General features: G+C 61.9%; 22 protein-coding genes and 3 pseudogenes. 14 read left to right on the top strand and 11 right to left on the bottom strand.

Annotation, left to right across the window (positions count from 1 at the left end):
• Window positions 1-1,865: 1,865 nt before the first annotated feature.
• On the bottom strand, window positions 1,866-2,933 hold the full coding sequence (locus J7I84_RS06910; protein ID WP_251046235.1) for a sodium:calcium antiporter: 1,068 nt from the start codon (window positions 2,931-2,933) through the stop codon (window positions 1,866-1,868).
• Between the two features lie 420 nt (window positions 2,934-3,353).
• Between J7I84_RS06910 and J7I84_RS06905 the strand changes: the two genes are divergently transcribed.
• Entirely contained in the window at window positions 3,354-4,034 is a 681-nt protein-coding gene (locus J7I84_RS06905; RefSeq protein ID WP_311381090.1) for a class I SAM-dependent methyltransferase, read from the top strand.
• Window positions 4,035-4,086: 52 nt separating this feature from the next.
• Here the strand turns inward: J7I84_RS06905 and J7I84_RS06900 are convergent, their stop codons facing one another.
• On the bottom strand, window positions 4,087-4,533 hold the full coding sequence (locus J7I84_RS06900; protein ID WP_214942486.1) for a hypothetical protein: 447 nt from the start codon (window positions 4,531-4,533) through the stop codon (window positions 4,087-4,089).
• A gap of 290 nt (window positions 4,534-4,823) precedes the next feature.
• Here J7I84_RS06900 and J7I84_RS06895 point away from each other — a divergent pair, with 290 nt between their 5' ends.
• Both J7I84_RS06895 and J7I84_RS06890 read left to right on the top strand, forming a co-directional pair.
• Entirely contained in the window at window positions 4,824-5,354 is a 531-nt protein-coding gene (locus J7I84_RS06895) for a hypothetical protein (RefSeq protein WP_214942483.1), read from the top strand.
• A 70-nt stretch (window positions 5,355-5,424) separates the two neighbouring features.
• Complete coding sequence (locus tag J7I84_RS06890; protein WP_214942480.1) at window positions 5,425-5,709, top strand: hypothetical protein; 285 nt, start codon at window positions 5,425-5,427, stop codon at window positions 5,707-5,709.
• A 62-nt stretch (window positions 5,710-5,771) separates the two neighbouring features.
• On the opposite strand, the pseudogene J7I84_RS06885 reads toward J7I84_RS06890, so the two are convergent.
• From J7I84_RS06885 to J7I84_RS06855, 7 genes and pseudogenes are all read right to left on the bottom strand, one after another.
• Window positions 5,772-6,185: pseudogene (locus J7I84_RS06885) on the bottom strand (hypothetical protein); the annotation flags it as partial.
• A gap of 675 nt (window positions 6,186-6,860) precedes the next feature.
• Entirely contained in the window at window positions 6,861-7,520 is a 660-nt protein-coding gene (locus J7I84_RS06880) for an aromatic amino acid lyase (protein WP_285291190.1), read from the bottom strand.
• Window positions 7,474-8,094 (bottom strand): annotated as a pseudogene (locus J7I84_RS22015) (aromatic amino acid lyase); the annotation flags it as partial. The pseudogene J7I84_RS22015 and the gene J7I84_RS06880, both read right to left, overlap by 47 nt.
• A gap of 253 nt (window positions 8,095-8,347) precedes the next feature.
• Window positions 8,348-9,016, bottom strand: a complete 669-nt coding sequence (locus J7I84_RS06870) for a helicase associated domain-containing protein (protein ID WP_214942475.1) — start codon at window positions 9,014-9,016, stop codon at window positions 8,348-8,350.
• A 16-nt stretch (window positions 9,017-9,032) separates the two neighbouring features.
• A complete protein-coding gene (locus tag J7I84_RS06865; protein WP_214942473.1) occupies window positions 9,033-9,191 on the bottom strand; it encodes a hypothetical protein in 159 nt (52 codons plus the stop codon).
• A gap of 56 nt (window positions 9,192-9,247) precedes the next feature.
• A complete protein-coding gene (locus tag J7I84_RS06860) occupies window positions 9,248-9,427 on the bottom strand; it encodes a hypothetical protein (RefSeq protein ID WP_214942470.1) in 180 nt (59 codons plus the stop codon).
• Between the two features lie 252 nt (window positions 9,428-9,679).
• The gene (locus J7I84_RS06855) at window positions 9,680-9,901 is read right to left on the bottom strand and encodes a hypothetical protein (RefSeq protein WP_214942467.1); all 222 of its coding nucleotides are present in this window, start codon (window positions 9,899-9,901) and stop codon (window positions 9,680-9,682) included.
• A 1,030-nt stretch (window positions 9,902-10,931) separates the two neighbouring features.
• Between J7I84_RS06855 and J7I84_RS06850 the strand changes: the two genes are divergently transcribed.
• From J7I84_RS06850 to J7I84_RS06805, 10 genes and pseudogenes are all read left to right on the top strand, one after another.
• A complete protein-coding gene (locus tag J7I84_RS06850) occupies window positions 10,932-11,609 on the top strand; it encodes a polysaccharide deacetylase family protein (protein WP_311381089.1) in 678 nt (225 codons plus the stop codon).
• A 157-nt stretch (window positions 11,610-11,766) separates the two neighbouring features.
• Window positions 11,767-12,054, top strand: coding sequence for a DUF3040 domain-containing protein (locus J7I84_RS06845; RefSeq protein ID WP_214942461.1), 288 nt, complete (start codon window positions 11,767-11,769; stop codon window positions 12,052-12,054).
• 221 nt (window positions 12,055-12,275) lie between these two features.
• Window positions 12,276-12,851, top strand: a complete 576-nt coding sequence (locus tag J7I84_RS06840) for a hypothetical protein (RefSeq protein ID WP_214942458.1) — start codon at window positions 12,276-12,278, stop codon at window positions 12,849-12,851.
• Window positions 12,845-13,483 carry an RES family NAD+ phosphorylase gene (locus J7I84_RS06835; protein ID WP_214942455.1) on the top strand — a complete coding sequence of 213 codons (639 nt, stop codon included), beginning with the start codon at window positions 12,845-12,847 and terminating at the stop codon, window positions 13,481-13,483. The genes J7I84_RS06840 and J7I84_RS06835 overlap by 7 nt, the downstream gene beginning before the upstream one ends.
• A gap of 162 nt (window positions 13,484-13,645) precedes the next feature.
• On the top strand, window positions 13,646-13,927 hold the full coding sequence (locus J7I84_RS06830; protein WP_214942452.1) for a DUF4190 domain-containing protein: 282 nt from the start codon (window positions 13,646-13,648) through the stop codon (window positions 13,925-13,927).
• Window positions 13,928-14,370: 443 nt separating this feature from the next.
• Complete coding sequence (locus J7I84_RS06825) at window positions 14,371-14,868, top strand: hypothetical protein (RefSeq protein WP_214942449.1); 498 nt, start codon at window positions 14,371-14,373, stop codon at window positions 14,866-14,868.
• Window positions 14,869-15,540: 672 nt separating this feature from the next.
• Window positions 15,541-16,185 (top strand): TetR/AcrR family transcriptional regulator, encoded by a 645-nt coding sequence (locus J7I84_RS06820; RefSeq protein WP_311381092.1) that lies wholly within the window; start codon window positions 15,541-15,543, stop codon window positions 16,183-16,185.
• Window positions 16,186-16,360: 175 nt separating this feature from the next.
• A pseudogene (locus J7I84_RS22010) lies at window positions 16,361-16,654 on the top strand (helicase associated domain-containing protein); the annotation flags it as partial.
• 1,035 nt (window positions 16,655-17,689) lie between these two features.
• Window positions 17,690-18,280: a recombinase family protein gene (locus J7I84_RS06810; RefSeq protein WP_214942446.1), complete on the top strand. Its 591-nt coding sequence runs from the start codon at window positions 17,690-17,692 to the stop codon at window positions 18,278-18,280.
• Window positions 18,281-18,462: 182 nt separating this feature from the next.
• Window positions 18,463-18,843, top strand: a complete 381-nt coding sequence (locus J7I84_RS06805; RefSeq protein ID WP_214942442.1) for an STAS/SEC14 domain-containing protein — start codon at window positions 18,463-18,465, stop codon at window positions 18,841-18,843.
• 195 nt (window positions 18,844-19,038) lie between these two features.
• On the opposite strand, the gene J7I84_RS06800 is transcribed toward J7I84_RS06805, so the two are convergent.
• Window positions 19,039-19,419, bottom strand: coding sequence for a hypothetical protein (locus J7I84_RS06800; RefSeq protein WP_214942439.1), 381 nt, complete (start codon window positions 19,417-19,419; stop codon window positions 19,039-19,041).
• Window positions 19,420-19,763: 344 nt separating this feature from the next.
• Complete coding sequence (locus J7I84_RS06795; RefSeq protein WP_214942436.1) at window positions 19,764-19,973, bottom strand: hypothetical protein; 210 nt, start codon at window positions 19,971-19,973, stop codon at window positions 19,764-19,766.
• A 36-nt stretch (window positions 19,974-20,009) separates the two neighbouring features.
• Here J7I84_RS06795 and J7I84_RS06790 point away from each other — a divergent pair, with 36 nt between their 5' ends.
• Window positions 20,010-20,636, top strand: coding sequence for an SOS response-associated peptidase (locus J7I84_RS06790; RefSeq protein WP_311381088.1), 627 nt, complete (start codon window positions 20,010-20,012; stop codon window positions 20,634-20,636).
• Window positions 20,637-20,685 lie beyond the last annotated feature (49 nt).

Raw genomic sequence — 20,685 nt, 5'->3', positions numbered from 1 at the left:
TCACGCTCAGTGTCGGCCCGCGGGGATCGCGACTGGGGTAGGGGCGCGCCATCGATGTCTCGAAGTGGCCAACGACGCAGGCAACGCTAACTCCGGCTAAGGCCGGAAAATCCCTACGTGACACTGAAGCGTGGATTCGGCTGCGCAGACGAGGCATAGGCCTTAGTGCCGAGTCCGGCTCTCAGCGGGCCCCGTTGCTCCCCGGCCACATCACCGCTGAGGACGCCTCCGCGATTACGTCGCAGGGTAGGGAGCTTGCTCATGCTCCCTGTACCTCCGCCATCCGCTCGCTGGTGTGTAGGTGGCAAGGATTGACCCCGTCCCGGCGATGGGAATCGGATCATGGGAGCAGAGCAACGTCGCGCCGATGCAGTGCAGGCCCCCCAGGGCTTCCGCGGCCTTTGCCACCGCATGGCACACGTCGACCCCTTCCACCCTGAACTGCCCAGCGCTCGAGGCCGTCCGGTATTCCACCACGTAGGGCATGCCCAAGCGTGTCAGCAACAGCTGACCAGCAATACGGCCAAAAGACCCGATCAGAAATCCCAAACCTCCGCCAGGATGGGGGAGGTGATTTCCTGCTGCGTATAGGGTGCGAGTACTGGGTCTGGCCCGGGAGCCGATAGGTGTGCTACCTGAGGGGCCGGGGCCCACCACTCCACGGAGGGCCGAGCAGGTTTAACCCGGCGTGTCCTACAGACTTGCACAGGGGTGGGGATTCCTTGGCCCAGTCACACACCTCAGGTACCGGTTACGGGCGGAGAGCCGTTGCTGTCGCTTAGGTAGCCTGCAGTGCTGAGCGGATTCGTTCGTCTGCCAGAGTTGATGCCATTCGGTTACAGTCAAGACTTTGGTTGGGCTTTCACAACAGGGGGCGGAATGAGCACGGTGGACCTCAAAGGCAAAGGCACGATGGAGTTGTCCGACGGGGTCCTTCATTTGCGCTGGAAACAAGGGGCATACGTGGGGATCGATGTAGCCAAGGCCGGTCTTACGGCCGTTTCCACGCTGGGCCAGGGCGCAAAGTTGCCGATGCTTGTCGAAATCCATGGCGTGACCCACTCCGCGTCCGCTCGAAGAGTCTTTCCCGACCCATCCAGCATCTCGCGTATGGCCCTTGTCGGTTCCTCTCCCCGTGATCGCGTAATCGGGATGTTCCGTCTGCCCCTGACACCGCCCGGATTCCCGATCAGGTATTTCACATCGTCAGACCAAGCCATGGAATGGCTGCTCAGGCCCACGGACGAGGACGGGACGGAGCCTGGGCAGGAGTAACGCATTTCTCAACCAAGCCGGATCACGACCGCTCCGGCTTATCGGGAAGAAGTCACGTCCCACATCCTTCACAAGAGACAGCTGGCCCCCGCCGGTACCAAATGCAGCTTTCACAAGACGCCGCCAATAGCGCCAAAAGTCACAGCCAACCTCCTTCGAAACAGTCAGCACAAGGAACGGCAAAACGACTATTTCTGACCTGCCTACTGTCAGGCGCCGGCTGCGCTCCTGCGTCCGGTTACGTTTTTACTTTTAGCGGTAAATCGCGGCGTTTTGGCGGCGCTACTTGTCGGGCGCCCGTTGGTCCCACGGGGACCGGATTGCGGGCGCAGGTGCACCAAAAGCGTTCACAGCCGCCGCATAGCGATCAAAACCACGCGGGCCAGGCCGCACGGGCTTGTCTTGTTTACCGTTCTTGAATAAGGGCCCGGTGCTGGAGGCCGCCACGCGTGTGCCGCCAAGAACCTACCTGTTGATGGTGACCATGGGCATGTGATCGGTTTGGGGATGAAGGACCCACCCTCCAGCACGGGAGCTCCGGAGAGGTTATGCCGATTCGGCGTGTGCCTCGGATTCGTGAGTTGGGATGTTTATCCGGCGGCGACGGCGAAGAGACCGGCGATGCCGACGGCGTAGAGCACGAGGACGATGAGGGAATCGGTTCCCATTCGTGCTATCCGTCGTTGGGGACGAAACAGCAGCCCGAGCAGGTACACGACGGTGAGGAGTACAGCAAGTGCTGTGAGGTAGATGTCCGTGGCTTGGGCCTGCGGGAGGACTGCTTTGCCGGATATGAGCACGGCGAGCAGGAAGAGGACGGGGAGGAAGGCGTTTCCGCCGAAGATGTCACTGACTGCCAGTTTGTAGTCGCCTTGGCGGACGGAAGCCAGGCCAGTAGAAATTTCGGGCAGAGATGTTGCCAAAGCCAGGACGGTCGCTCCGAAGAGCACTCCGGAGAGACCGATCTGGTCCGCTGCTGCGCTGCCGCTTTCCTCCAGTGCGACACCGGCGATCAGAGTGGCGATTGCGGCGCCGGCAAATATCGCCACGGACGCACCTGTGCTGTGTGTTTTGCTGCTGTTGTGTTGGGCTTTTGCCTTGCTGTGGCCTTTGGGTTCGGGCTGGCTTTGGGGGGCTTCGCCCTGCTCGTGCCATGGCAAATGCTTTTGCGCGCGCTGGACGAGCAGAAGTCCAAGGATCCAGATGACCGCGATCAGGACGGCGGCCGGGGTTAGGCGGGCAAAGACGAACCCTGGTGGCATCTGGCTGCCGGCGATCACGACCCCGAGGACCGCAACAACGGTCACGGCTTCGATGACGAGGGTCAGGGAAGCGGCTTTGTACGTCAGGGGGTACTTTCCTTTAACTCCGAAGACGTCCAGCACCACCAGCACGACCGTTTGCAAAGCGATGCCACCGAGGATGTTACCCACAGCCACTTCCAGGTTTCCCGAGATGGCAGCGCTAACGGTGATAGCGAGCTCAGGGAGATTTGTTGCGATTGCAAGGAGGATCAATCCGCCCAAGGCCGAACCGAGGTGAAATCGCCGGTCGAGGATGTCGGTCTTGTTGGACAGCTGAATCCCTGCGAACCAAATGACCGCCGAAGCAGCAATAAATATGATGATGAGAACCCACAAGGGCAAAGATGTCATCATTGCTGAAATCCGATCTGGGCTCCTTGCCCATCAGCCGATTCGATAACTTGCGTTACGCAATAGTACCCTCCATGCAACCGTCTCTTGGAATAGTCAGTTACTCGTTTGAGGACAAATCCCAGGGACACGTTCCGCACTTTCCTTGACCATCCTGTTCTCCTGAAAAACCCCGATAAAACGTCGATAGTGATCCCAGATAGATCCCGGGCATCGAGCAGCTTCATATAGACGGGACTGCCCCGGTTGGTCCAGACATCCCGTGTGTTCAAGGATCCTTTGCCGGGCACCCTGAGCACCGGCTTATTAGCGTTGGGGTGAGTTGTCTTCCTTCCCAGACGTGCGAGAGGATTTCGGCGTGAAGACCTCTTATAGCCAGCAGGAGCTTGATTCGATCGGCAAAGTGGTTGGGCCGCGTCTGGGGTGGGACTTTTCGCGCATGGTTGCCTGGCGGGCACCCACTCCCTGGGACTATCGTGCCGCCGTCGCCCGGTACGTGGGGCCAACACACATGTGCTGGACATCGGGACAGGGGGCGGTGAGATGTTGCTGTCTTTCGAGCCCGTAATCAGGTCGGGACTGGGAATTGACCTTGATTCGCATATGGTGACCGTTGCCGTTGAGAATGGCCGCGACATACCAAATGTGTCTTTTGTGTGCAGCAGCCACGAATTGGAGAACGTCAACGGTCGGTTCGATGTGGCACTGAACCGCCATGCTCCGTTCGCACTGAAGAAACTGCCAGCTCGTCTGAAGACCGGGGGTGTCTTCATCACCCAGCAAGTTGGTGAACGCAACATGGCAAACGTCAAGCAGGCCTTGGGCCAGACCACGGCCAACGCCCCGATTGCACCCGAGATGTTCGACGATGCCGGGCTCGATCTTCTCGAGTTTTGCGAGTACGACGTCGATTACGTCGTCCAGGATATTGAATCCTTGATCTTCTGGCTCGGCGCGCTCGACCTCCTGCACGCCGACGTCGACGGCTCAGGCGCCATCGCCGACGTCGACGCGTTCAACGCCATTCTGCACGGCAGCGTCACGGAAAGAGAATTCGTAACCAACGAACATCGCTACCTTGCAGTTGCCCGCGCGCGGAGCTGAACAACCGTCAGACGTACGGTCAGAGATCCGCTATCGGGCATCCGGTGAGGTCCTAATCGCCGCTCTCCAACACCGCAAGACCCCGCTTGAAGGATGCGGCGACCGGCCTGCCCTTGGACGTCCGGATCATCCTGCAGATCAGCCTCCCCACCACGGTGCTGCCGGTGCGGTTCCAAGTGACGTGGACGATGCTCCCACCGTCGCGGGCGGCCCGGATCGTGGCCGCTACGTAGCTGCCCGGCGCGGAGAAGTTGCTCTCCTGGACCGTCCAGCGCACTGTGTGCGGGTGGGACCAGTCGTAGTGCTCGCGCGCCCAGAGTTTCATTCCCGGGCCTTTGCTGCCCTCGCGCACCTCCGCCGTGGTCTCGCCGACCGAGTAGACCTGATACAGCGAGGGTTCGATTCCCGGCCACAGCTGGGGGCGGTGTTCAGAGAAGTCGATCAGCGCGGTGCGCACCTTCTCCGGACTTGCAGTTGTCTCGAGATCGAATTCGATCACGCTCAGGATGCTGTTCAGGTGTCCAGCATCCTACGCAAGCCTGAGTCGTGCCATGCACGGGGTAACGGGGTTTCGCTGGTCGTTCTGCTTTGAATTTCGGGCAGGGCACCAACGGTGGATTTCTGCACTGTCCGGTGGTGCTCTGCCTGGGGAGGGAACCACCATTGGCACTTCAGGTCCGCCGACCCTGCCGCGGCGGTCCCCGACGGGGCGGCCGCCGGATACTCAAGGTCATCAACACCGGTGGCTTCTGCCAGACCTGATCTGCCTGACGCGGCTACGCTGGGCCTGTGGAACGGGTATTGCTGGACCAGGTGATCCAAACCGATTACGGTCAGTTGGACCTTTCGTGGGGTGAAGACGGGTACTTCGACGGCGACTTTGACCGTTCATATCAGGGTCAGGTCAACGGCTTGGTAGGCGCTGCCCGTCCGACCGGGGTGCACATCAACCTTGCCCGGCGGTCGGGCGGCTCGCCGGTTCGAATGGTCCTGCTGGACGCTCCACCTGGAAGCGATGGCGGGCAGTGGGAGGATGTCGTCGAGGTCTCCATCACGGTTCCTGAAGGACAAGACGTTGCGTGGAGTGCCTGGGTTGATATGGGTGGTGGGCCCATTGACCTCCCGCCAGGTTCCTACCGGCTGCGTGTCAGTGCCAACGGCCGGGATGAAGGGCACGCAGGGGAGTTCGCCGAGGGAACAGTCGATGACTACCTCCTTCAATTCTGGCGCTCACCATGGCAGCCCGATGCCATACACCGAACCGGGAGCGAGGACGCCAGGTACTGGCATCGAGAAGTTGGCGGCCGCCGGCAGGACTAGGCCTAGCCACATCAAGGACACGCTATAGCCCTTTCACCGCGTTGTCGGCACCCGGGAGGACCATGGAAGCATGACGGCTCCAACGGTGGAGGCGGTCATCCACGAACTGATGGATCTCGCCTGGAATCTTGTCTTCGACCTGCTTGAGGAGCGAGGCCTGCTCGGTGACGGGCTGGTCGTCGAGGAGTACACCGGCATCCACTCCTGGCTCGATGGACCCACCCGCTACAGCGTGGTCCACTCCCAGACGGTGGCCGTCCTGTTTGTGGACACCCGGCCGGTGAACGCCATCGTCTTCCACCACGATCTGCTCGGCGCCGACGACCCGAAGAGCTTCTTCAAGCCTCCGGTGTAGCGGGCAGACAGCAAGGTGCCGCACGCCGGATCAGCGGTGTGCGGCACCTTTTCTGGATGACGTCACCAGAAGTGGGCGACGTCCATGATCAGGCGGGTTCCGGAGCCTGGTCCGTCCAGGGTGAAGACCCGGAAGGGCAGCCGGGCGCGGACGCCGAGGCCGATGCTGGTGGACCCTTCGAAGCTTCCGGCGTAAACCACTTGCCGGAAGGTCTGGTAGCCGGCGACGTTGGACAGCTCGGCCTTGGCGGCCGGGTTGTAGGTGACGTTGCCCTTGCTGTCATATGAGGGTGCGTTCACGGTGACCTGCAGGCGGGCGTTGCCCAGCACAGGGATCGTGTTGCCGGTGGCGTCCTGGGTGAATTCCGGGACGTAGCGGACCGTGTAGCCCTTGAGGGGGCCGTTGAGGTCAACCACCATCCGGTCGAAGCAGGGTTGCTGCACTGTCCGGACGTTGGTGACGGAGGCGGTGCTCATCACTGGATTCCGGCCCGGTCCAGGTCCCTGAGCTTCTTCCCGTCCACGCCCAAGGCCGTGACCAGGCCTGTATCAGATGTTCCTTTCCTGCAAGGAGGCCCAGCAGGCACTGTTCGAAGGTCTTACCGGAGACGATGTCTTGCGTCGGGCATCCGCCGTGGGATCTTTCGCAGGCGTAATGCGGACTAACCTCATCTCCATGCTCGATGGCATAGGGCTCGCCGAGCACCTTGGATTGCAGGCGACAGGCGATCTTTTCACTACGCGTCCGGAACTACTGCATTCACCATCAATGATCTTTTACCCGGCTTTTTACTCCGGCAATAACTACTCTGGTTCGCCGGGCCCGGACAGCCTGCCTCTACTCTCTGCCTTTCTTGACCAGGTGCTGACCGCTGAACTTGCGTTGATCCCGGACGCCCTCGTTATCCCCCTAGGCAGGGCGGTTCGGAATAGAGCGGTGCTTGCTCGACTTTCCTCATCCCTCGGGAGCCACGGCCACCGATCTAAACTGTTTGCTTTGCACCGGGAGGAGATGGCGGCGCAGGTAGCCGGGTGGCTTGCCTAACCATTCACACTGGACATCGGTGCCCGCACCAAATCCGGTTGGCGCCCCGAGCCTAGGCCAGAATCAACGCGGTCAGTCCGATACGGGCCCGAGGAGGGTGCATTCGCTTATAAATTCGGAAAGCGTTCCCTAAGATTCCGGTGAACTTCGGCGGCGGACCCGGCCCCGGTCGACGCCTCCGCCGTGAGCTCTAGAATCATCGAGGCCCCGGCACCGAGGGTTCCTTGGGGCGATACGCGCAACAGGTCGGCGGCCAGCAGGACCTCGATGGCCAGCAAATCCTCCAGGAGGCTTAGCGCCTCCTCAGTTTTCCGGACGCTCAACACTGCCCCCGTTGCATGGTCCTCGACGCCGACATCCAGGATGGTTGAATCCAAGGTGGCTGGTGCCGCGAGTAGCCGGAGCTCGGTGTAGCAGGCAGACCCTGCGTAACGAAGCTGCACGCCCGGCAAGGGGACCGGCCCGGGGCTTCGGGGTGGGGACACCGTCTTCATCGCCGGCATGACGGCGTTCCACAAGTGGCTCATGCGGCGTTCGCTCAGCTGGCCTACGTGGACTAGGGCGACGCGCAGGGCGTCGAAGGCAATGGCCAGCACCATGGGATGGAAGTTTCCGTTGCTCACCACCGCGCCGGATTCGACGTCGACCAGCGGGTTCCGCCATCGAGAAGCCTGAAGGGTTCCCGCGGGTGGCTTCGATGGACAGGACTGCCGCCTGATCCGCTGCCCGGGCAGTCCGGGCCGCACGGGCCAGGACCAGGGCACCATGGCCGATCGAGACGCCATTGGCCGAGATCAACGCCAGCCCGTCCCGGCCTTCAAGCCGGTGCGGTTCGATCCCAGCCCGGCGCAACGCCTCCGCGCCCGAGAGAACATCACCCCGGAATTCCGCAGTGCCGGCGCCCACAGCTACCTGGGCAATGCCGGCCATGGGGCTGATGTCCGCAGCCCCGATCGATCCGGTACCGTGCAGGACGGGATGCACCCCTGAATTCAACATGGCCAACAGGGTTTCCGCCGCGGCCAGGCTGGCACCGGAGCCGCCCCGGGCCATGCCGCAGACCCGAACGGCCATCGCGGCCCGGACCACTGTCCGGTCCAACAGGGGCCCGAACGAGCCGCCGTGGCTCGAGACCAGGAACTGCTGTAGCTGCTCCAGCTCTACTTGGGGAACCCGGGTGTCCTTTCCGTGGCCGACGCGCGTGCGGAGCCCATAGATCGCGTCGCCCCTGGACACGACGTCCTCCAGAAGTGCCCGGCTCGCGGCAATCCGTTCTTGGGCTTGCTCACCGAGTACCAGCAACGAACCTTGGGCCGCCGCGACGACTTCTTCCTGAGTCATCGGCAGATCGCTAATGGTTACTGATTCCATGGGGTTACCTCCGGCAACCAGTGTGGTCCCGCGCGTCTCACCGGGCAAGAGACGGCCGGAAAGCTCGCGTCGTGGTCTTGATTCCGCGGGCCGGGTGGCGGGTTCAGGCGAACCACGTGTGGAGCTGAAGAGGACAGAGTCAACGAACGAGGCAGTTGGGTCGGGCCGACGCGGGAGGCGCAATCTAAACAGAAATGCTGAGGTCGGGACAGCGATGAACACTCTAAAGCCGGCCGCTTCCGTAACTGTTCCCGCCCCGCCGCACCCGCCCTTGCCGCCAGCCGGGGATGACCTTGTTCAGTTGCTTTTCCTTGGCATCGGTGAGTTTCCCGGCGCGGTGGTCGATGCGCTGGGTGTGCAGCCACACCCCCAGGGTGCGCTCCTCCTGGTTGTCGGTTTTCTGGTGCCGGGGCCAGTCGTTTCCGGCGGCCCGCCAGGCGGTGACCTCGGCCAGCCGCTGCTTCCACCGGGCTGCGTCGGTATCCCGTTTCGTCGGGTTGTCCCGCCAGCCTGGGATGGTGTCCAGGGCTTTGGCGTAGGTGGGGGAGAGGGTGCCGGCGGCGGAGTCTTTGCGCTGGCGGGTCAGCCATTCGGCCAGGGTGGATTCCCGCTTGCTGCGGCCGTGGACGGGCAGCCGGCCCTCGGCCTCATGGAACGCCAGAATGTCGTCCAGGTTCCGCTGGCCGACGGCCGTGATTCGGGGCGCGGGTGGCGGCAGGGCTGCCTGGTGTTCGGCCCGCAGGTCCCGGTCCTGCTTGGCGGCCACCCCCAGGTGGTATCGGATGGTGGCCAGGGCAACGCCGGTGACCAGCGCGATCTTGCATGCGGGAATGCCGCTGCGGTACATCTGCACCCACTCTGGGTTCGGGGCGCGGTGCTTGATCTGAGTCACCCGTTGTAGTCAGTCATCAGGGCAACGGGACCCGTCCGGCACGCTTGAGCTCGGCGATGCGCAGTCGCAGGAAGATGATGGCCAGCAGCGGGGCGTACACCGCCAGGCCGGCCAGGACGAACGTGAAGACCGCGGACAGGATGCCCAAGATGCCGAAGACCGGGCTTGGATTCATAGCTACCCCCAAGTAGTCGTTTGGACTCTAGGCTACGCGAGGGTCTGGTGCTGTCCTCATTTTGCACCCAGTTCTGCCGGAGCGGCCGTTTCATCGGAGTTGTGGATCGGCAGGCCCTTGATGTCAGCCTGCGGCCGCTGGCGGGCTTTGGCCAGGGCAATCAGCAGGGTCACGATGGTGCCCAACCAGGCAGGCACGGCGAGGAACACCAGGCCGATCGCCACTAAGGGGTGCATGGCGAAAATTTTAGGATCGGAGGGCTGGGAGACCCGGGTGAAACTCCGCATTGGACGAAGTTTGCGCGAGCAGGGCGTGACGATGATGGTTGTGTAGGACATGGGAAAGGCGCGCCCCGTATGCTGAGCGCGCCCCTCGCTTTTCCCATACCCCATGCCGATTCCCTTCGGCTGACTATATGCTAAGCACACTTAGTAAATGGCGCAAGTATGCAATCGTGTTCAGCCGTGGACACTCGCTGACCGGTTCGGCTACCGGTTCCGGTCCAGGAACCAGGATGGATCAAGATCCGGTTCTGGCCTGCGTCGGAGCCTCTTGAACAGGGCAATGAACGGCAGCAGCAACAGTTCCAGTAAGCCGCCTGCGATCAGCAGGGCGACGAGCAGGATAATCACCGGCAGGTAGAGGAGGAAAACCCCGCCCATGGCGGCAATGTACCCGGCGGCGTAGCCGAGGATCGTCCCGGTATCCATGATCTTTCCTTTGAACTGAGGTGGTCTTAGTGGCGGACTCTGCGGAGCCTCAGCCGGCGCCGCGGCACGGGGCTTTGACCCGTTACAGAAGGGACCCGTCGCCAGGGCCTGTGCGGCCGAGAACTGGTCGGATCAGGGGTGGGGGGAGCCGACGCAACCACTGAAGAGCCTTTCCTGCGGCGGCGCAGCGTCAGGAGGACGAGCAGGGTCAGGCCGATCCATACGAAGGCAGCAACGAAGATCAGCGCTACCGTCTGAGCGGTGCTCATGACGGCACTTTCTGAAGGGGCGCGGATTGCAGCAGCGCCAGCTCTTGTACTAAGTGGTCAACGGTGGTGGACATGGTGCCCCGGCTCTTGGTGGCTACCGTTGGGCTGGCTGCATAACTCGGTGAATCAAGTGTCCGCCCAACAAGACGGAGCAGCAAGGGGCGCGGCCGGCTCCGATCCCTTGCCTGGCTGTGGGCTTCCGCTCTGAACCCTGTGCCTCACTCTCGTGGTCCTCGTAACCCCGGCATCTGCGGGTCCTAAACCGAGTCCACGCGGCGAGAAGGAAGACCCGAGTGGTCGCTGCCGCTGAGTTCACGCCTGGGCGGGATGGACGTTCAGAGCTATCTACTACTGTCCCCGTCCCGGCGCGGCCTCAGTAACACGCTGAATGGACGATTACTCCGCCCAATTCCCCATCTATGATCAACTTCGGCGCATGCTCTCCATGTCGTTGTCTGAGCGGGTCCTCTGCCCGTTCCTTGGCCCATACCGTGAAATCGAGATGCAGCATGAAAGAAGCGCCGCGGCACCTTACGGTGCCCACTGCCCAGCCAGGGAGGCGCGCGATCGTCTTGACCGCGCTTCTGGGTGTGGCAGCATTTCTTCCGGACAGCAGCCAGACCAGAGCCGCGCGAGCTACACCGGCAGACCCGCCGCCCGTCCCTTCCCCTGCACCGTTGGTCCCACCTTCACAACCGATCCCGCCGGTCCCGTCCGGGCAGCCCGACCAAGGAAAACCGCTGCTTCCTTCGCGTACGGCCGTGGTCAAGGCGTTTGGTGGCAAGACCCCGGCCTATTGGGGCCTGGAAGCTCCGGGTGCCCTGGCCAGGCTGGCCCCCGGCACGCAGGGGATTGCGGTGACCGTCGACTTTTGCGGCGGCGCCAACGGCAGTGAGTTCGACCAGGGCCTCATCGCGGTCCTGCGCGAGCGGCATGTCCCGGCGACACTGTTCCTGAACTCAAGATGGATCGCGGCCAACCCCGCAACCGCCCGGCAACTCGCCGCCGACCCCCTGTTCGAACTGGCAAACCATGGCACCACGCACCGGCCGCTGTCCACGACAGGTAAGTCCGCCTACGGAATCCCCGGCACTCAAGACGCCGGCGAGGTCTACGACGAAGTGATGGGCAACGATGCGGCGATGACACAGCTGACCGGGACCCGCCCCCGCTTCCTCCGCTCAGGGACCGCGTTCTTTGACGAAGTCGCTATCCAGATCGTCAGCGCCCTCGGGGTGACCCCGGTCGCGTTCAGCATCAACGCCGACGGCGGGGCAACCTACCCGGCCGCGACCGTCGCCCGGGAAGCGGCGAAGGCCGGCCCTGGTGACATCATCATCTGCCACGGCAACCACCCCCACGGAGGAACCGCCCAAGGCATGGCACAGGCCCTGGACACCCTCGCAGCCCGCGGCGCCCCGTTCATCCACCTCCGTTGAGCCCTGACACCGGCGGCGGTGTCGGCCTCCGGGCTATGTATCGGAAGCGGGGACGAACACATAATTGTTGGAGTTGCCTCGGCGGCGCGTGGGGAATGTCGGGTGGGGTTCTGTTCCATCATGTTGTGGTGCAGGTTTGGACGCGGGAGGGTTGACGATGGCGCTATCTGAGGAGGAGCGCCGGCGCCTTGAAAGGATCGAGCAGGAACTTGCCGTTGCCGATCCTGATCTTGCCCTGGAATTGCAGGCAGGAGCACTGGGCAGGCCAGCTGCACGCACGGTATATGCCATTTTGACCGTCATTGCCGGTATTGCAGTGGTGATTGCAGGCTTCGGCACGAAGTTGATCGTTATCGGCACTATCGGGTTTCTGCTGATGCTCACAGGCGGCTATTGGTTCGTCAGCAGTCGGCGCCGGCGGAGAGAATCCGGGCCGAAACCATAGAAGCTTGGTCCCGGCGGTCGAAGTCGCACCTACCACCGGTGACGTAAATGACGGTAGTATGAGTTGGTATGGACCGTCATTCAGGCGATAGGGGCGGTGCCAAGGTTGCCAGACTCAAGGCATCGAAGGTTGTGAAGCCCACGGCTCGGACCGACGCGGCTGCCGGTACGAAGCAAGCAGGGAAGGCCGCAGGATCACCGCCTGCAAAGAAGAAGGTCTACGTGACCGTTGATCCGCTGACCGGCCACCGGAAGGTGGTGCGGCGGAGCTTCCAGGCTAAGCCGGATGCCGTTGGTGCCGCCGAGGACCGGCTCCGCGAAGGCGAGCAGCAGCTCCGTCGGACGGCCCGCGCCCTTGCTGAGGTCCTGGAGCGTACCGGGCAGGGCCTGGAAGCCAGCCCGGAGGTGGCGCGCTCCGTGCAGGCGTCCGAGAACCGCTGGCGCAGCATTGCCAGGGAGTACGGGCTGCTCGATAGCGGCGCGGTCGCCGTGCTCCTCGGCGGCAGCGGGACGAACCGGAACAGGGCCCAGCAGCTGGCAAAGGAGGGCAAGATCATCGGGGTGAAGCGGGGGAGGGGCACCCTATACCCGGGCTTCGAGTTCGACCACGGCGAGGTCCGGCCGATCATTGCCGAGGTAGCCGCTGTCGGGCGCCGCAATCAGTGGACCGACCCGCATCTGCTCCTGTGGCTGGCTTCCCCTAACGGCTACCTGGACGGTCGTGTCCCAGCGAGGATGCTGGATCAGCCGGACAAGATTCTTGAGGCAGCACGCCAGGACATGGCTGAACGTTGGTAGGGCCTGTCCCGCCACCACCGGATCCTTTCTATCCTGAGCAGGTCGTTCTTCCCAAGAAAACTGTCCTGTACCGGGTCTACGGGGCCGGACGGGACGGAAAGCGACTCCCCACCTCATTCAACCCAGGTTTCGGGGAGCCGACCCGGTTCGCCTTCTTCGATGACGACCACGGCGTGCCCGTTCCGGTTCTCTACGCCGGGGAGGACCTTGAAACCGCCGTCTGCGAATCGATACTCCATCACCTGCCCGCCACCGGTGGAACGGTCTTTCCCCGGCAGTACGCCGACCGGATCGCTGCCGGGATCACCACCCTCCGGCCTCTGAAGCTGGCGTCCTTCCGGGGTGTTGGCCTGCGGCACTTCGGCCTGGACCGCCACCAACTGACAGACACGGACTCAGCCTGGTACACCGACACCGTCAAGTGGGCGGAGGCCGCCTGGAAGGCCGGCATGGACGGGTGCGTGTGGACCAGCCGCCGGCTGGACTCCGGGGCAGCCTACGTCTTCTTCGGCCGGGCCAGTGACGCCTTCGGGCTTTCGGCGAGCGTTGCCCCGAAAGTCTTCCTCAACGGTCCCGACCTGGACTGGCTGATCGACTTCTGCGCGTTCATCAACATCGACGTCGAGCTCTGACACAGGGGAGACCGGCCGTCCGTCGCTAGGACGCAACCTTTACTCGTTGAACCGGAAAGACCCCCGCAGGCGATCCGCTTGGTGCCGCCCCCTGCTGGTCCAAGTCATGGGAGCAGGCTAGGCCTAGACTCGGTCCATGCTGACAAGGTTGGGGGAAGCGCAATGAGTACGCCGTCGGAGCCGGTCCGCGTAAAAACGGGGCTGAACAAACTGGCTGTCACAGCAGTCTTCCTGGCAGCCGTGGCCGCCTTGGGGTACTGGACGCTCGGCGTGGCGGTCCTGACTGTCTTCGCTGTGGGTGCCGGACATGTTTCGGTGAACCAGGTCAGATTCAGTGGTGAAAGCGGCCGCGGGCTGGCGATTGCCGCCCTGAGCATCGGATACGCCATAGCAACTTTCTCCCTGGTCACAACCCTGTCGTATCTTCCGGTCGTAGTCCGGTAGTTGCGTCGGACCCACCCTGCCTCTCGTCGGGACGACAGGCTCTCAGTTTTCGAAGTCGTCTGCACGAACTGCCTTAAAATGCCGGGAGTTGTGCAGTCGGGTACGGACATCTGGTTTCCGAAGTCCCTTGCACAAAGCTTCACTTTGATCGAGAGTCGCCTGCACAAAACTGTTTCACGGTGTGCCGGATCGCTGGATGGCACGGTAGACGGTGGAGCGGGCGACGCCGAAAGGTTCGTCAGCGAAGCCGCACCCAATTGGACTATTCATGAGTCTCGTCGAGCTATTGCATACTGTTTCGCTGGGGGCCACGATTGGCTTAAGCCGGGGATCAGTTTTTGACAACGCCAGAATCGTCGCGTGCAGGGATGGCGACATTCAGCCCCAGCCGGGTGCCGCGGGTCGCCATCTATGGTACCAATTCCTTAATTTAGGAGGCGGCTATGGCCGCAACCTTGACCACCGCTCGTATGGCTAACACCGTTCGTACGGCGGCTCTTAGCGTTCTCGTCCTGTTCACCGCAGTCTGCGCCATCGCGGCCGGACTCATCCACCAAGAATTGATCGCCGATTACATGGCGATGAACGTAGTATCGGGCTGGGCTTTTTGGGCTATGACGGCCGGGTGCTACGCATCCGCCGCCGTCGTCGGGGGAGCGACCTTGTTGCTTTGGCGCAACCGTGCTTACCGGAAGACAGCCTTGGTCTCACTCGCCGCCGTCGGGGCATTTATGAGCATGATGATTGGATTGTATTTCTATGTCCATGCCCCGATCTTCGCGGCCGGTTGGCTGCCCTTCGAAATTCAGCACGAGCCGCTCGAGGAGGCAGGAACGGCGGCAGTAATAAGCGAGGCGATGACCATCATCGGCATCTTGGCCATCGCGCTCATAAGCTCCATCCGGCCCAAGACGGTCGGTGTTTATTCGGCGCCGAGCTGATGGCGAACGCTATTTGCGATGCAACGGGGGCTCCTTATGTCGGCGGGTCTGTCCGCCAGCAATGTGTACTGCCGTCCGGCTGCCGCATTCCAGGAACGGCACCTGGCCAACTGACAGAACGGTCCCGGGGGCACGCAACTGCCGGGGCGGTGCTCTGTTGGTATCAGCCGTTGGGGTATTGCTGGGACAGCAGCAGCGTCCGGCTCGCCCATGCCGGGGCCGGTGGATTGGCCGCCGAATGACACGGCCGACTCGGACACGGCCGGCCTGAATTTATGACCGCGTCCCGCTGAGGAGGAGTCGGTTAGCGGATTTTGTCCGTAAGCCTGATCCCAGCACGTGTCCGGAAGCCGGTCGATCACCGTGCCCTGGAAGCCTGCAGACACGTTCCGAGCAGCTGCTGCCCGTGGCTATTGTGACTGTTAGTTCAGAATGGCGGTTTTTCATCGTTCGACTGGCGGTTCTAGCTGATGCCGATGACAAGGGTCGACAGAGCGGCGCCGGCGTCCGTTACCCCACTGTTGGGGCCACGCACGGTTGTCCTGATGGCGGGTTCTGTCGTGCTTTCGGATATGGGAAACGGTGGATCTGCCAAGGGCGAAGGCTTTTCTTGGCCCGGGGTACAGTGGGCCCATCAGAGAGAGGTGGGCGCCGGTGGCTATCCAGAGACGTGTGAAGGAGGGGCCAGTCCCGCAAGCGGTCGAGAACTTGGCGAAGAGTGTGACACCGGGTGAGCGGCGGCAGCTGCTCCTGCAGGCAGCCCAGTCGGTTTTCGTGGCGAATGGTTACCACGCGGCCGGCATGGATGACATTGCCCGGGCCGCGTATGTGAGCAAGCCGGTTCTGTACCAGCACTTTGCTTCCAAGCGTGAGTTGTACCTTGAGCTGTTGGACATCAACCTCGGGACGCTGGCGGATGTGTTGAATGAGTCCGTTCGCTCTACCAAGCACAATAAGGAGCGGGTACATGATGCCATTCGGGCCTATCTCGGTTTCCTTGCCCGTGGTGATGGGGCATATCGCCTTGCTTTTGAATCCGGCCTGAGCAATGACCCTGACGTCAGCGTGCGCCTGGAAGCATTCAGAAAGGGCTTTGCCGGCGCAATCGCCCGAATCATTAGCGAGGACGCTGTACTGCCGCTCGTTGGAGCGGAACTGTTGGGTAGAGCCTTGATGGGTTTGGTGCAGGTGAGCGGACGGTATTGGATTGAGGCCATGGCTGAGCAGGGTAACGGCGCCCTGAGCCTGGACAGAGCCAGTGAGCTTATCTACCGCCTGGCTTGGCGGGGCATTTCACGCTTCCCCAAAGACACCTAAAAGCTCTTAGACAGGGTTCCTGACGTGGCTGGCGCGGCGACCGCCTTGAGATCGAGTCTGCGAAACGGACTGCTCTTGCCCGAGAGAATCCTGAAACTGAACCAGGCTCTGCCCGGGTGGAGCAGTGTAGCCCCCGGGCGGCTTCCTTGCCTCATCCCACGGCCAACGCAATTGGAATAACCGACTTGAACAACTCGCCGAGCACTGGCGCAGGCACGGAAAAAATCCAGTTCTGCGCCCGTCCGGTTCCCCAGAGGAAAAAGCCCTGGGCAGGTGGCTGGCAGCCCAGCGACATGCGCTGAAGAAAGGCACGCTGTATCCCGAACGGGTAGAGCAACTGGACAAATGTGCTCCAGGCGGCCGACGGCCAACGCGTGAGCATCCAGGCGGGCACACGATGTGGGCCGGTGGCGGCAGACCGGCGGGGAGGGCGTTCCGTTACGTGGGGGCAATCACTGCTTTGCCCTAAAGCCGCCGTGGGACGTCGCCATCTCAGCCGCTGGCTGCTCAACGGCCCCGACAGGGAAACTGGACTACAAGAACCGACCAGCACCTGAGATTCGTGAGTCCGGACGAAGGGGGGCCCGCCCGGCTGTCATGACCTCTACTGACCAGTATGGTGCATCCAGGCACGATAGCGAGCCGGGCAGCCAATGATGCGGTGTGCCATGAGACACGGCAGAGGGCATGAAACGGCGCCGTGCCCGAGATTGCCGGCCCCGGCGGGTCCAGGCGGTTGGTAAGCCTGGCTAGGTCCAGATGTTAGGAATTTTTGCCATCACCAGCGTCCCCTTGTGGGCGGCGAGTGTTGGATCAGCTCTGCTGTCAGTGATGCGGAGATGATCCTCGCTGATGAGGGTATCGGGCATGACTACGAGCTTTGGCGGCGACGGGGTCGTGCCGTCTCTGGGCTCGTCTGCCCGCTAAAGGATCCGCTTCCGAACAGTCGCGTGCCAAGTAGTCCTAACGCCGTCGATTCGGCGCTGGGCATCGCCAACTAAGATCCCGAGACTTGCGAAAGCACCTGGCAGTCTGCTCTAAGCTGACCGCAGATAGTCCAGTAAGTTTCCGCGGCGCCTAACTAGGGGTTCGTATGCGCAGGTTAGCTGAGATGTCCTGGCCTCAGGCTGTAATTCTTTTGGTCATCGCAGGAACCATCCTCTTTGTACCGGAGCCGGGGCCGTTGAGGATTGCGCTTGGCCTTGTCCTAGTCACCTTCGTCGGGGTCGCGTCTTATGCCAAATACCGCATGCGAGGCGGGACGACATTTAGAAATCGTGGAAACGGCGCGGATCACCCCTAACTAAGCCCGCTGCGCTACGTGAGCGTCCGTTTCGGGATCCCCTTCCGGGCATGTAGTGGGGGGCTGTGCAGATGACTTTGGACATTTGTGCAGACGACTTCGGAAAATGACACAAAAAAGTCGAAAAAGTACTCCTACTCTTAGTCAAAACTGGTTGCCGAAAAGAAAACCGGTCAAAAGGGTGATGAGAGGGTTTTTGACGTGTCCAGGAACATAGTCGGCTATGCGAGGGTCAGTACTCGCGGTCAATCGCTCGATTCGCAGGTGGACGCGTTGGTAGCGGCCGGAGCAGTCCGCGTCTTTCAGGAGTACGCGTCCGGTGCTACCCAGGCAAGAGCACGGTGGAAGGACTGCTTGGAGTACCTGCAGCCTGGCAACGTGTTGTTGGTTGCGGACCTGACCAGGCTAGGGCGTAGTACCTCCGACCTCGCGGACATCGTCACAGTACTGGGTCAACGGGGGATAGGCTTCCGTTCCCTGGCTGAACCTTGGCTGGATACGACTAGTGCCCACGGCAAGCTCATCTTTGACATGTTCGCTTCCCTCGCGGAATACGAACGATCACGGCTGTCGGAAAGAACGAAAGCTGGGCTTGCCGCAGCTAAAGCGCGAGGCCGCCTCGGCGGCCGCCCGCGGTCGATGACCCCAGGGAAACTGGAAACGGCCCGGCAGCTGCGCAACGAAGGAAAGACTTTGAAGGAAACGGCTGAGCGGCTTAGCGTCAGCGTCTCATCCCTGACTCGGGCCCTTAGCAGGAACGACGTCCCAGAAGTTGCATCCGAAGCAACGTAACGCGAGCTTATTTTGGGACAACTTCCGGGACACCAAGGTTACGCAACAGGCAAGTTTGTTTTCAGATTCTGCACGGATATCCAAAGCCGCCTGCACCTTCAGTTTCTTCTCTTTGCCCGATGTTTCCGCAGGTCAAAGCCGTACCTTTAGTCTTAGCTACAAAAATGTTGGGGGAGTAAAAGATGAATCCGATCACTGTTGACGGCGGCAAGGGCACGGTGGAACTCGGTGACGAGGGAGTTCTCCACCTTGTGTGGAAGCGGGGGACTGTTCTGGAGGCCGCGGACGTCCATGCGGCGATGGCGATGGTCAATGAGCTTGCCGACGGTGCCGAGTACCCGATGTTGATCGACATAGCGAACACTCAGGCGGTGACTCGCCAGGCCAAGGCCGTTTTCAGCGTCAAGTGCGCCGCTTCACGAATTGCCCTGCTCGGCTCAAGCCCGGTCAATCGCGTCATTGCCAATTTTGCCATGGCACGGCGGACGCTCCCGTGTCCTACTCGGTTTTTCACCTCCCGCAATGAGGCCTTGTCTTGGCTTCTCCAGGCGCGCCTTTCCTGACACTGACCGTGGCTTCTACAGGGTCAGGGAGCTGCCGTAGGTTGAGCAAAACCGGGGAAGTTATGCCGTCGAAAATGCTGGGGGAGTGTCCCACCCACGAACGTCCCGGTTTTAAGGAAATGGGACAGTCCTCGAACGGGTTACCCGCGCGGAGCCGTTATGCCAGGACGGCCCCGGTAGGGCTTTATCGAACCTTCACGTCAAGTAGTCAGAGACCATCATGGCGGGGGAAACGCTTTGTTTTGCAGCCCATATGTCTGCCACTTCCCACCCCTTGCCCTGGTTGTGGCGGATGAAGCACAGGTCCGGCATCAGCCGTGGGGCTATTTGCACGGGGTCCGTATCATGATGCAACGAAGAAGGCCCGGAACGCCGGTGTGAAAAGAAGCCATGACTGACAAACTGCACCTGACTCCCGCTGAGCCGTTCCCCGAGGATCTCGGCGAAATATCTGATGAGAAGCTGCAGGTACTGGACAGCCAGGTCCAACGGCAGATGAATCGCGAGATTGACAGCAAAGGAGAGGCGGATCCGGAGACGGAGTTCCGCCACTTCGAACTTGATGACGAGTTCCAAAGCCGAGAGGGGTCCTGACGGCGGAATAGTTGCTGGACACAACGACGGCACGTGTCGGCAAACAAGCCAGATCGCGCCAACTAGCCGATGACCGGACGTTCTTCCGGAAGTTGGTAGAGGGGGGACGCGAGGAGAGGGCGAGGGCAGAAGCCACCGTGATGGTGCCAACTCGCCCGGTGAACATGAGGACCATCAGGACCGCTTGGGCGTCAGGGAGGAGGTGGGGGATGAGCTCGGAAGTGTCGACCTGTGGTGGCCGAGGTACGCCGTCCGACTTAGCCCGATCTCGCGCCTGAGAAATGTGCCGGCACGCGGGATCACTCGGGGCTCCTGATGGGGTTAGGTCATGGTGTGGCCACGGCGAAGAGCCCGGCGACGCCAACGAGGTAGAGGATCAGGACGACCAATGAGTCTGTTCCCATGCCGAGGCGTTTCTTTTTGGGCCGGAAGAGGAGACCGAGCAGGTAGGTCAGGGTCAGCAGGATCGCAAGGGCGGTGAGGTATATGTCGGTGGCTTGGGTCTGGGGGAGTACGGGCTTGCCCGTGATGAGCACTGCGACAAGGAACAGGCCCTGACCAAGAAGTACAAGGTGCCCCGTTTCCAACGGAAATGGGATGGTTTGTCCGTATTCGTCGGTCAGGGATCAGCTAACGGGGTAGCCCTCAGGGCGGTGCGTGTCAGGCACAATGGGCTGCTCATTTGCGGCAGATATGTGATGTCCAAGGCCACGGGTGATCTACTGAGCCATTTTGAGGCCAAGGAGGTCGAGGGCAGCCCGTCGCCGCCGAGCTGGAATGTGGCGCCGGCCCAGAGTGTGCCGATCGTTGCTGAACGGTTGGATGAGGGCACGATTGACCGGCGCCTGCTGATCGCGCGCTGGGGCTTGGTCCCGTCCTGGGCAAAGGACATCAAGATCGGCTCCAAGCTGATTAACGCCCGCAGTGAATCAATCCTGGAGAAGCCGTCCTTCCGTAAGGCGGCAGTGAAGCGCCGGGCCATCGTCCGGGCGGAGGGCTATTACGAGTGGCAGAAGACCGAGGACGGGAAGAAGATCCCGAATTATCTGTACTCGGAGAATGAGCCTTTGTTGGGTTTCGCCGGCTTGTATGAGTGGTGGGCTGATCCGTCACTGCCTGAGGATGATCCGGAAAGGTGGCTGCTCAGCTGCACTGTACTCACCACAACCAGCCAAGACGTCCTGGGTCACGTTATCTAGGGGTAAAGGCCTCTGGGACAGAGAAACTATAGCCAGAAGGCCTGAGTCA

Source organism: Arthrobacter sp. ISL-85 (assembly GCF_018613675.1).
Lineage (GTDB): Bacteria > Actinomycetota > Actinomycetes > Actinomycetales > Micrococcaceae > Arthrobacter.
Note: the sequence above shows the minus strand (reverse complement) of the source record. Positions and strands in the feature narration are given on the sequence as shown.

Excerpts from the sequence above, each read along its gene's own strand:
- J7I84_RS06910 (WP_251046235.1), bottom strand. The coding sequence starts at position 2,933 with ATGATGACATCTTTGCCCTTGTGGGTTCTCATCATCATATTTATTGCT.
- J7I84_RS06830 (WP_214942452.1), top strand. The coding sequence starts at position 13,646 with ATGAGTACGCCGTCGGAGCCGGTCCGCGTAAAAACGGGGCTGAACAAA.
- J7I84_RS06805 (WP_214942442.1), top strand. The coding sequence starts at position 18,463 with ATGAATCCGATCACTGTTGACGGCGGCAAGGGCACGGTGGAACTCGGT.
- J7I84_RS06855 (WP_214942467.1), bottom strand. The coding sequence starts at position 9,901 with ATGGATACCGGGACGATCCTCGGCTACGCCGCCGGGTACATTGCCGCC.
- J7I84_RS06880 (WP_285291190.1), bottom strand. The coding sequence starts at position 7,520 with ATGGTGCCCTGGTCCTGGCCCGTGCGGCCCGGACTGCCCGGGCAGCGG.
- J7I84_RS06865 (WP_214942473.1), bottom strand. The coding sequence starts at position 9,191 with ATGAATCCAAGCCCGGTCTTCGGCATCTTGGGCATCCTGTCCGCGGTC.
- J7I84_RS06860 (WP_214942470.1), bottom strand. The coding sequence starts at position 9,427 with ATGCACCCCTTAGTGGCGATCGGCCTGGTGTTCCTCGCCGTGCCTGCC.
- J7I84_RS06825 (WP_214942449.1), top strand. The coding sequence starts at position 14,371 with ATGGCCGCAACCTTGACCACCGCTCGTATGGCTAACACCGTTCGTACG.
- J7I84_RS06845 (WP_214942461.1), top strand. The coding sequence starts at position 11,767 with ATGGCGCTATCTGAGGAGGAGCGCCGGCGCCTTGAAAGGATCGAGCAG.
- J7I84_RS06890 (WP_214942480.1), top strand. The coding sequence starts at position 5,425 with ATGACGGCTCCAACGGTGGAGGCGGTCATCCACGAACTGATGGATCTC.